Below are 9,869 nucleotides of genomic sequence, written 5' to 3' on the forward strand. Positions count from 1 at the left end.
GGCGGCCGTCCGTCCCCTCGCGGGGCGGGCGCCCGTCCGGCGTCCGCCCGGATGTCGGTTTTCCCCGGCGGGGCGGTGCCGCGGGCGGGGGTTGTCGGCGGTACGGGCTAGAGTCGCTGCCGTGACAGCTACGACGCCGCGCCTGCTCCTCGTCGACGGACACTCCCTGGCATACCGGGCCTTCTTCGCCCTGCCGGTGGAGAACTTCTCCACCACGACCGGGCAGCCGACCAACGCGGTCTACGGCTTCACCTCGATGCTGATCAACGTGCTCCGCGACGAGCAGCCCACCCACATCGTCGTCGCCTTCGACGTCTCCCGACGCTCCTTCCGCACCGAGAAGTACGCGGAGTACAAGGCCGGCCGCAGCGAGACCCCGTCGGACTTCAAGGGCCAGGTCAGCCTGGTCAAGGAGGTGCTGGCGGCGCTGCGCATCCCGGTGGTGGAGAAGGAGGGCTACGAGGCCGACGACGTCATCGCCACCCTCGCCTGCCAGGCCCGGGACCAGGGCATGTCGGTGCTGATCAGCACCGGCGACCGGGACGCGTTCCAGCTCGTCGGCGACCAGATCACCGTGCTCTACCCGCGCAAGGGCGTCTCCGACCTGGCCCGGATGGACCCGGCGGCGATCGAGGCGAAGTACGGCGTCGGTCCGCAGCGCTACCGCGACCTGGCCGCCCTGGTCGGTGAGACCAGCGACAACCTGCCCGGCATCCCCGGCGTCGGCCCGAAGACCGCGGCCAAGTGGATCAACACCTACGGCGGGGTCGAGGGCGTCGTCGCCCGGGCCGACGAGATCAAGGGCAAGGCCGGCGACAGCCTGCGCGAGCGGCTGGCCGACGTGATCCGCAACTACGAGATCAACTGCCTGGTCTCCGACCTGGAGCTGCCGGTCCGCCCCGAGGACGCCCGCTGGCAGGGCTGGGACCGGGAGGCCGTGCACCAGGTCTTCGACACCCTCCAGTTCCGCATCCTGCGCGACCGGCTCTACCAGTACCTGGAGGCCGTGGAGCCGGAGGCCGAGGCCGGGTTCGACCTGGCCGGTGAGGTGCTGACCGAGCCGGGGGCGCTGGCCGGCTGGCTGGAGACGCACGCCCCGGCCGGCACCCCGGTGGGGCTGGCCGTCAAGCTCGACACCGGCCCGAACCGCCGGCACACGGCCTCGGTGACCGGCCTGGCGCTGGCCACCGCCGGCGGGGCGGCGGCCTGGTGCGACCCGGCCCGGCTGGAGCCGGCCGACGAGGCGGCGCTGGGCGGCTGGCTGGCCGACGCCACCCGCCCCAAGGTGCTGCACGACAGCAAGCCCGCGGTGCTCGCGCTGGGCGCGCACGGCTGGTCGCTGGAGGGCATCGCCCGCGACACCCAGATCGCCGCCTACCTGGCCCGCCCCGACCAGCGCTCCTACGACCTGACCGACCTGGCCCTGCGGTACCTGCACCGCGAGCTGCGGGTCGACGCCCCGGAGACCGGGCAGCTCACCCTCGACGGGCTGGGCAACGACGGCGAGGCGGAGCAGAACCTCATGCTCCAGGCCCGGGCCACCCTCGACCTGGCCGACGCGATCGACGCCGAGCTGTCCCGCGACGGCGAGCAGTCCGCCCGGCTGATGGCCGGGGTGGAGCTGCCGCTGATGCGGGTGCTCGCCGGCATGGAGCGGGTCGGCATCGCCGCCGACACGCAGTACCTGTCGGAGCTGGAGGCCCACTTCGCGGCCGAGGTGAAGGCCGCGGCGCAGGGCGCGTACGAGGCGGTGGGCCGGGAGTTCAACCTGGGCTCGCCCAAGCAGCTGCAGGAGATCCTCTTCGGCGAGCTGGGCCTGCCCAAGACCAAGAAGATCAAGACCGGCTACACCACCGACGCCGACGCCCTGCAGTGGCTCTACGCGCAGAACCCGCACCCGGTGCTGGAGCACCTGCTGCGCCACCGCGACGTCGCCAAGCTCAAGTCGACCGTGGACGGCCTGCTCAAGTCCGTCTCCGACGACGGCCGGATCCACACCACCTTCAACCAGACGGTGGCGGCCACCGGCCGGCTCTCGTCCACCGAGCCCAACCTGCAGAACATCCCCATCCGCACCGAGGAGGGGCGGCGAATCCGCCGGGCCTTCGTGGTGGGGGAGGGCTACGAGTGCCTGCTCACCGCCGACTACAGCCAGATCGAGATGCGGATCATGGCGCACCTGTCGTCGGACGACGCGCTGATCGAGGCGTTCAACTCCGGCCACGACTTCCACGCCGCCACCGCCTCGTCGGTCTTCGCCGTGCCGGTTGCCGAGGTCACCGCCGACCAGCGTCGCAAGATCAAGGCGATGAACTACGGCCTGGCGTACGGGCTGAGCGCGTTCGGCCTCTCCCAGCAGCTCGGGATCAGCGCCGAGGAGTCGCGCGGGCTGATGGAGAACTACTTCGCCGGCTTCGGCGGGATCCGCGACTACCTGCACGAGGTGGTCGCCCGGGCCCGGCAGGACGGCTACACCTCCACCATCCTGGGTCGCCGGCGTTACCTGCCCGACCTGGTCAGCGACAACCGGCAGCGCCGGGAGATCGCCGAGCGGATGGCGCTCAACGCCCCGATCCAGGGTTCCGCCGCCGACATCATCAAGGTCGCCATGCTGCACGTCGACACCGCGCTGCGCGACGCCGGCCTGCGCTCCCGGATGCTGCTCCAGGTCCACGACGAACTGGTCTTCGAGGTGGCTCCCGGCGAGCGGGAGGAGCTGGAGGAGCTGGTGCGACGGGAGATGGGCGCGGCGTACCCGCTGTCGGTGCCGCTGGAGGTGTCCGTCGGCGAGGGGCGGGACTGGAACAGCGCCGACCACTGACGGGTGACGGCCGGGCCGGGCCCGCCGGGCCGCGGGGCAGCGCCTCGCGGCCTCGGGAACCCGGCCCCGGCCGCCGCGTCCGGCGCGAGGGCGGCAGTCAGCGTCCGGGTCCTCGGCGCTCCTTCGGCGGTGTGCCGTGCCGCTCGAGGGCCCGCCGGGACGGGCCGCCCGGGGGCGGAAGCGGACCCTTGAGGGGGTCGTGGCCCCAGTTCATCAGGGACCAGCGCCACTTGGTGTCGCGGACGTCGCCGGAGGGGCGCTGGGCCATGTGCCGGCGGACGTACCCGACCACCTTGCGCATGTGCTTGTAGTCGTTCTCCGAGAGTTCGCCGCGCTTACGGCGCAGCAGATCGATGATCCTCCGGCCGGACTCGTGCCCGACCGACTCGCCGCCGCCGGAACGGCCGCCCTTGTGCCAGCCCACCTGCTTGGACTCGTCGGTCTTCAGCCAGCTCGACAGCTCACCGGGCTTCATGTTCACTGCCTCGGTGAACTCCCGGTAGGTGTCCTGCCCGTCGTCAGCTCGGCTCATGGCGCAGCACCTCCGGTCGGTGGGCGGCGTCCCGGCCTGAGTGGTCGTTGCGGATGCGGTACTGCGGGTCCTCCGGCGACGCGTTCACGGTGCGCCCCCGCACGTGCGTCCGCTCGGTGATCTTCTCCTTGACCACGCCGTGCGCCCGACCGCTGTGACTGGCCCAGGAGACGTGGTCGCCCGTCTGGAACTCCTTCTCGGCCATGCCCGGCGGTTACCCGGGGCCGATGCAGCGAAACGATGCCCGCGGGCTACGGGGTGATCTCGGCGATCGGGAGCTTGATGTCGAACGGCTCGGTGAGCTCGATCAGCTCGGCGCTGTCGGCCACCAGCTCGTACTGCCGTTCGCCGCCGGGGCCGACCCGGTCGCCGATCCGGTACGCGTAGAGGTGCACCGGATCCTGCTCGATGCGCCAATAGAGCGGGATGCCGGCGGCGGCGTACTCGCCCGGTTTGGCGAACCGGTCGACCCGCCGGGTGCCGGGCGAGACGATCTCCACGGCGAGGACGACGTCGGCGGGCCGGAGCTGGAACCGGTCAGGCGGTACCTCGGCGCGGTACAGCAGCACGTCCGGCTGGCGGCTGGTGTTGTGACTCAACCCCACTCCGACCGCCTGGGCGACGCGCAGGCGGGCCGGAACCCGGGAGTGGAGCCACAGTCGCAGCAGGAACGCGATGTCCTGCTGGCCCAGGGTGGGGGAGGGCGTCCCCTGGATCACTCCGTCGACGAGTTCGACGCGGGGGGCCGTCGTCCGGCAGGGCGAGCAGGTCCTCCAGCGTGTAGTCGGCACGCTGCTGCCGCATCGGATCCGGACACCAGGGGCCAGGTGTCGGGATGGGCTCGGCGCTAACCGGCACAGCGTAACGCCGTCGATGTCACCCGGGCCGGACTCCGGGTGCGGCGAGCCCGTCAGACCGGCTTCTCGGTGACGAAGATGGCGGTGCCGGGGAAGAGCCGCCCGCGCAGCGGGCTCCACTGCCCCCAGACGCCCTCGTGTCCCTCGGGCCACTCCGGCTCGATGAGGTCGACCAGGCGGAATCCCGCCCCGACCAGCTCGCGCACCCGGTCGCCCAGGGTGCGGTGCTGCTCGACGTAGGTGGCCACGCCGCGCTCGTCCTGCTCCACGTAGGGGGAGCGGTCGAAGTACGGGTGCACGGCGGTGAGCCCACCCTCGCCCGGGTCGTCGAGGAAGATCCAGCGCATCGGGTGGGTCACCGAGAACACCCACCGGCCGCCCGGGCGCAATACCCGGGCCACCTCGGCCATCAGGGCGGCGGAGTCCTCGACGAAGGGGATGGCGCCGAAGGCGGTGCAGGCGATGTCGAACGCCCCGTCGGCGAAGGGCAGCGCCAGCGCGTCGGCCTGCACCAGCGGTACGCGTACCCCGGTGGTGGCGGCGGCCTGCGCGGCGTGCCGCAGCATGCCGGCGGAGAGGTCGAACGCGACCGGCCGGGCGCCCTGGGCGGCCAGCCAGCGCGCGCACGCCGCGGCGCCGCAGCCGACCTCCAGGACGCGGCGGCCGGCGACCTCGCCGAGGAGGCGGGCGTCGGCCTCGCGCAGGCCCTCCGGGCACCAGACGAAGTCGACGTCGCCGAGGAACCCGCCGTGCTCGGCCTGGTAGTCGTCGGCGTCGGTGTCCCACCAGCCCCGGTTGGCCCGGCGGGTCTCCGCGTCGCCGACCCGCCGTCGGGTCACCCTGTCGTCGTCCACCCGCTCACGCTAGGCCCTGCCCGGGCCGGCGCCGACGGCGACCGGCCCGGCGCACGCGACAGCGGGGTCGGGGGTCGGCGCGGGCCACGGCGGTGCGCTACCTTCTCTGCCGGTGGGGCGGGTGTGACAAGGGAGACAGTCGAGACGCTTTGACACCGAAATCTCCCCTTTCGCAGCTGGCGAGGTCGCGAGGACACGGGAGGCCTTGCACGCTGTGGTAATGCAGCGGGTAGGCTAGACGATGCGCTCGCGGATCGTGTGCCTCGGCAGGGAGCAGGTGCGCGGTCACCGGAGCCACTAATGATCTTCACTTGGCGATCGTTCGGTGTGCCCGGAGGCGGATCCGCTGGCGCGAAATGGTCACCGCGACACCACGCCTGCTGTGACAACCCATCCGACCGGAGCAACCGCCCACATGACGAGCAGCATCGAGGCCCCCTCGAGCGCCACCCGGGTCACCCACGACGATCTCGGTTCCGAGGAGGCTTTCCTCGCCGCGATCGACGAGACCATCAAGTACTTCAACGACGGCGACATTGTCGAAGGCACCGTCGTCAAGGTCGATCGGGACGAGGTCCTGCTCGACATCGGCTACAAGACCGAGGGCGTCATTCCCTCTCGGGAGTTGTCGATCAAGCACGACGTGGACCCCGCCGAGGTCGTCTCGGTCGGTGACCACATCGAGGCCCTGGTCCTCCAGAAGGAGGACAAGGAGGGTCGTCTGATCCTCTCCAAGAAGCGGGCGCAGTACGAGCGGGCCTGGGGCACGATCGAGAAGATCAAGGACGAGGACGGCGTCGTCCGCGGTTCGGTCATCGAGGTGGTCAAGGGCGGCCTCATCCTCGACATCGGGCTGCGCGGCTTCCTGCCCGCCTCCCTGGTCGAGATGCGGCGGGTGCGCGACCTGCAGCCGTACGTCGGCCGCGAGCTCGAGGCCAAGATCATCGAGCTGGACAAGAACCGCAACAACGTGGTTCTGTCCCGCCGGGCCTGGCTGGAGCAGACGCAGTCCGAGGTGCGCACCGAGTTCCTCAACAAGCTGCAGAAGGGGCAGGTCCGCAAGGGCGTCGTCTCTTCGATCGTCAACTTCGGCGCGTTCGTCGACCTGGGCGGCGTGGACGGCCTGGTGCACGTCTCCGAGCTCTCCTGGAAGCACATCGACCACCCGTCCGAGGTCGTCGAGGTGGGCCAGGAGGTCGAGGTCGAGGTCCTGGACGTCGACCTGGACCGCGAGCGGGTCTCGCTGTCGCTGAAGGCGACCCAGGAGGACCCGTGGCGGCAGTTCGCCCGCACCCACGCGATCCAGCAGATCGTGCCGGGTAAGGTCACCAAGCTGGTGCCGTTCGGCGCCTTCGTCCGGGTGGACGACGGCATCGAGGGCCTGGTCCACATCTCCGAGCTGGCCGAGCGCCACGTGGAGATCCCGGAGCAGGTCGTGCAGGTCGGCTCCGAGGTCATGGTCAAGGTCATCGACATCGACCTGGAGCGCCGCCGCATCTCGCTGTCGCTCAAGCAGGCCAACGAGGGCTTCGTCGAGGGCGAGGAGCACTTCGACCCGACCCTCTACGGCATGGCCGCGACGTACGACGCCGAGGGCAACTACATCTACCCGGAGGGCTTCGACCCGGAGACGGGCGAGTGGCTCGAGGGGTACGACAAGCAGCGCGAGACCTGGGAGAACCAGTACGCCGAGGCGCGTCAGCGCTGGGAGGCCCACACCAAGCAGGTGCAGACCTCTCGGGCCGCCGACGCCGAGGCCGCTGCGAACCCGGCTCCGGCCGTGTCCACCGGCGGCACCACCACCTCGACCAGCACGGCCCCGAGCCGTCAGGCCGAGGAGCCGGCCGGCACCCTGGCCACCGACGAGGCGCTCGCCGCTCTGCGGGAGAAGCTCGCCGGCGGCAAGTGACCCGGTGACAACTCCAGCTCGGCGCGGCTGACGCCGCGCGAGCGACCTGGAGCCGTCACTGACGACGACGGGCCCCGTTCCCGCGATCCGGTACACCACCGGGTCGCGGGGGCGGGGCCCTCGCGTGTCTCCGGGCGCCTCCGTGGGCCGGTCCCCGGCCGAGGCCGCGCGGGTCGCTTGATCTACCCGGTTTGCGGCGGGTGGGGGTGTGCCGACTCCCGGACACCCCCACCCGCCGCAAACGGGGGCGGGGCGGACACCGCCGTCCCCGCCCCGACGCGGATTGGTGCTGTGGACGGTGATCCGGTTGACTGGTCCGGTGCTGATGGTGGGACTGACCGGAGGAATCGGCTCCGGCAAGAGCGCCGTCTCGGCCTGGCTGGCCGAGCGGGGCGCGGTGATCATCGACGCCGACCGGGTCGCCCGCGAGGTGGTCGCCCCGGGCACCGAGGGGCTGGCGGACATCGTCGCCACCTTCGGCGACCGGGTGCTCGACGCCGGGGGCGCGCTGGACCGGGCGGCGCTGGGCGCGGTGGTCTTCGCCGACGAGACGGCCCGCCGCCGGCTGGAGGCGATCACCCACCCGCGGGTGCGGGCGCGTACCGCCGAGCTGGCCGCCGCGGCACCGCCGGACGCGGTGGTGGTCAACGACGTACCGCTGCTGGTCGAGGTGGGGCTCGCGCCGACGTACCACTTGGTGGTCGTCGTGCAGACGGCCGTCACCACCCGGCTGGAGCGACTGGAACGGGACCGGGGCATGCCCCGCGCGGAGGCGGAGCGGCGGATCGCCGCGCAGGCCGACGACGCCCGGCGGCGCGCGGCGGCGGACGTGGTGCTCACCAACGACGGGTCCCTCGACGAGCTGCACGCCGCCGTGGACGCCCTCTGGCGGGACCGGCTGCTGCCCTACGAGCGCAACGTCCGCGAGCGGCGGGCGGTCCACCGGGAGCGTGTCGAGCTGGCCGAGCCGGACCCGACCTGGCCCCAGCAGTACGCCCGGCTGGCCGCCCGGATCCGGCACGCGGTCGCCCCGGCGGACCTGCGCGTCGACCACATCGGCTCGACCGCGGTGCCCGGTGTCGCCGCGAAGGACGTGATCGACATCCAGCTCACCGTGCCGTCGCTGGCGGAGGCGGACGGTCCACTCGCCGACCGGCTCGCCCGGGCCGGATTCCCGCGGCTTCCGGGCGAGTGGTGGGACAACCCCCGGCCGGCCGGTACCGGGCGGTGGGAGAAGCGGTTGCACGGCAGCGCCGACCCGGCGCGCCCGGTCCATCTCCACCTGCGGGTGGCCGGCTCGCCCGGCTGGCGGTACGCCCTGTTGATGCGGGACCACCTGCGCGCCGACCCGGACCAGCGGGCCGCCTACCTGATGGTGAAGCGGGAGCTGGCGGCCACGGCGCCGGACAGCGGCGCGTACGCGACGGCCAAGGATCCGTGGTTCGACGAGGAGTGCCTGCGGGCCGAGCAGTGGGCGGCGCAGACCGGCTGGCGGCCCTGACCGGTCAGCGGCCACCCGCCGGGCGGGCGAGTGCCGCCGGTTTCCTGGGGGCGGGCGGCCCGGGCCGGGGCGGCACGATCCCCGCCGGCACCGCCTCCGGCGTGAGGTCCAGCTGCGCCCAGGCGCCCGCGCGGGTGCGCAGCTCCACCCGGCGCGGCAGTCCGGTGCGGTCCAGCCAGTAGCGCAGCCGCTGGCCCTGGGCGCGCAGCTCGACCACCTCGACCACCCGGCCGCCGACCCGGTCGGTGCGCAGCCGCACGGCGGCACCGGGCCGGGCGGGTGCCGTCTGCGCCCGCAGCGCCGCGTCGACCAGCAGGTCGAGGTCGTCCAACGGGCGGGCACTGGTCCGCCAGGCGGCTCCGGCCGGCGGGGGCAGCGGCGGCCCGGTGAGCCCGGCGCTGCCGACACCGGGCCCGACCGGCACCTCCGCGCGGGCGAAGCCGCCCCGGTCGCGCCGCAGCAGGGTACGCCGGCCGAGGGTGTCCAGCTCGGCCACCGACAGGTAGGCAACCCCGCCCGTCCAGCTCAACCATCCCGAGCCACGCAGGTTGGCGGCGGTGCCGAGCGGGACGGCGACGGTGATCGCGGCGCCGGGCTGCGCCCGCAGCCGGGCGGGCAGCCGGGCCAGCCGGTCGGCCTCGACGTCGGTGAGCGCGCGGGGCAGCCCGGGCCGGCCGCCCAGCGCCTCGACCGGCCAGATGGCGGGCCGGTCGGTGCGGTCCAGTTCGACGGCGACGACCTGCCCGCCGGGGAGCCGCCCCTCCCACCGGTGCAGCCGGGAGTCGCCGTCGACCCACCAGCGGGGGTCGCCGTCGCCGGCCGCCGGCGGGGCGGGCGGGCTGGTCGTCGGGTCGGCGGCGGCGACCCGGCGACCCGGCAGCGAGGCCTGCAGGACGTCCACCGGCTCCCCGGCGAGCGTCTCCCGTCCCACCCAGCGCCCCGCGCCGTGGCGCAGCGGGTCGGCCGGCTCGGCCCGGTCCGCGCTCAGCCGGAACAGCACGTCGAGCGCCCCGGCGAGCGCCCGGTCGGCGGGCAGCTCGCGCAGCCGCCAGCGGTCCGCCGGCGGCACCGGCGGCGGTAGGGCGGGCGTCGGGACCGCAGCGGGATCGGGGCGGACCACCACGACCGAGGGGGTCGCCTGGAGCAGACCCCGGTCGCCGCCCGCGCCCGGCCCGCCGACGTCGAGGTAGGCCAGGGGCCGGGCCCAGTCGATCCAGCCGACCAGGTCGGTGCGGGCGGCGCCGGTTCCGACGGTCACCCGGACCCCGGCCCGCACGTCGCGGTAGTTGGTGACCCGGGTGGCGGCCAGCCGCTCGGCCTCGACCAGGGTCAGGGCCCGGGCCGGCTCGCCCGGCGGCGCCCAGCTCAGCAGGCCGCCGACCAGTGCCGCGGCGG

The 9,869-nt window shown here is 73.6% G+C and carries 8 protein-coding genes; 3 read left to right on the forward strand and 5 right to left on the reverse strand.

Going from position 1 to position 9,869, the window contains the following annotated elements; translation table 11 throughout:
- Positions 1 to 121 precede the first annotated feature (121 nt).
- Positions 122 to 2,821, forward strand: a complete 2,700-nt coding sequence (polA, locus tag ACSNN7_RS12035; RefSeq protein WP_436680821.1) for a DNA polymerase I — start codon at positions 122 to 124, stop codon at positions 2,819 to 2,821.
- 97 nt (positions 2,822 to 2,918) lie between these two features.
- Here the strand turns inward: polA and ACSNN7_RS12040 are convergent, their stop codons facing one another.
- The 4 genes from ACSNN7_RS12040 to ACSNN7_RS12055 all read right to left on the reverse strand — a co-directional run bounded on the left by ACSNN7_RS12040 (position 2,919) and on the right by ACSNN7_RS12055 (position 5,064).
- Positions 2,919 to 3,353 carry a DUF3140 domain-containing protein gene (locus ACSNN7_RS12040; RefSeq protein ID WP_436680822.1) on the reverse strand — a complete coding sequence of 145 codons (435 nt, stop codon included), beginning with the start codon at positions 3,351 to 3,353 and terminating at the stop codon, positions 2,919 to 2,921.
- Entirely contained in the window at positions 3,340 to 3,558 is a 219-nt protein-coding gene (locus ACSNN7_RS12045; protein ID WP_436680823.1) for a DUF2945 domain-containing protein, read from the reverse strand. Before ACSNN7_RS12045 ends, ACSNN7_RS12040 begins: the two co-directional genes overlap by 14 nt.
- A 46-nt stretch (positions 3,559 to 3,604) precedes the next feature.
- Positions 3,605 to 4,072, reverse strand: a complete 468-nt coding sequence (locus tag ACSNN7_RS12050) for a Uma2 family endonuclease (RefSeq protein ID WP_436680824.1) — start codon at positions 4,070 to 4,072, stop codon at positions 3,605 to 3,607.
- A gap of 191 nt (positions 4,073 to 4,263) precedes the next feature.
- A complete protein-coding gene (locus ACSNN7_RS12055) occupies positions 4,264 to 5,064 on the reverse strand; it encodes a class I SAM-dependent methyltransferase (protein ID WP_436680825.1) in 801 nt (266 codons plus the stop codon).
- 415 nt (positions 5,065 to 5,479) lie between these two features.
- Here ACSNN7_RS12055 and rpsA point away from each other — a divergent pair, with 415 nt between their 5' ends.
- Complete coding sequence (gene rpsA, locus ACSNN7_RS12060; protein WP_043967455.1) at positions 5,480 to 6,973, forward strand: 30S ribosomal protein S1; 1,494 nt, start codon at positions 5,480 to 5,482, stop codon at positions 6,971 to 6,973.
- Positions 6,974 to 7,292: 319 nt separating this feature from the next.
- Complete coding sequence (coaE, locus tag ACSNN7_RS12065; protein ID WP_436680828.1) at positions 7,293 to 8,474, forward strand: dephospho-CoA kinase; 1,182 nt, start codon at positions 7,293 to 7,295, stop codon at positions 8,472 to 8,474.
- 4 nt (positions 8,475 to 8,478) lie between these two features.
- Here the strand turns inward: coaE and ACSNN7_RS12070 are convergent.
- On the reverse strand, positions 8,479 to 9,869 hold a 1,391-nt coding region (locus ACSNN7_RS12070), incomplete at its 5' end, for a hypothetical protein (RefSeq protein WP_436680826.1).

It is taken from the genome of Micromonospora sp. URMC 105 (assembly GCF_051386295.1).
Lineage (GTDB): Bacteria > Actinomycetota > Actinomycetes > Mycobacteriales > Micromonosporaceae > Micromonospora.

Excerpts from the sequence above, each read along its gene's own strand:
- ACSNN7_RS12040 (WP_436680822.1), bottom strand. The coding sequence starts at position 3,353 with ATGAGCCGAGCTGACGACGGGCAGGACACCTACCGGGAGTTCACCGAG.
- ACSNN7_RS12045 (WP_436680823.1), bottom strand. The coding sequence starts at position 3,558 with ATGGCCGAGAAGGAGTTCCAGACGGGCGACCACGTCTCCTGGGCCAGT.
- rpsA (WP_043967455.1), top strand. The coding sequence starts at position 5,480 with ATGACGAGCAGCATCGAGGCCCCCTCGAGCGCCACCCGGGTCACCCAC.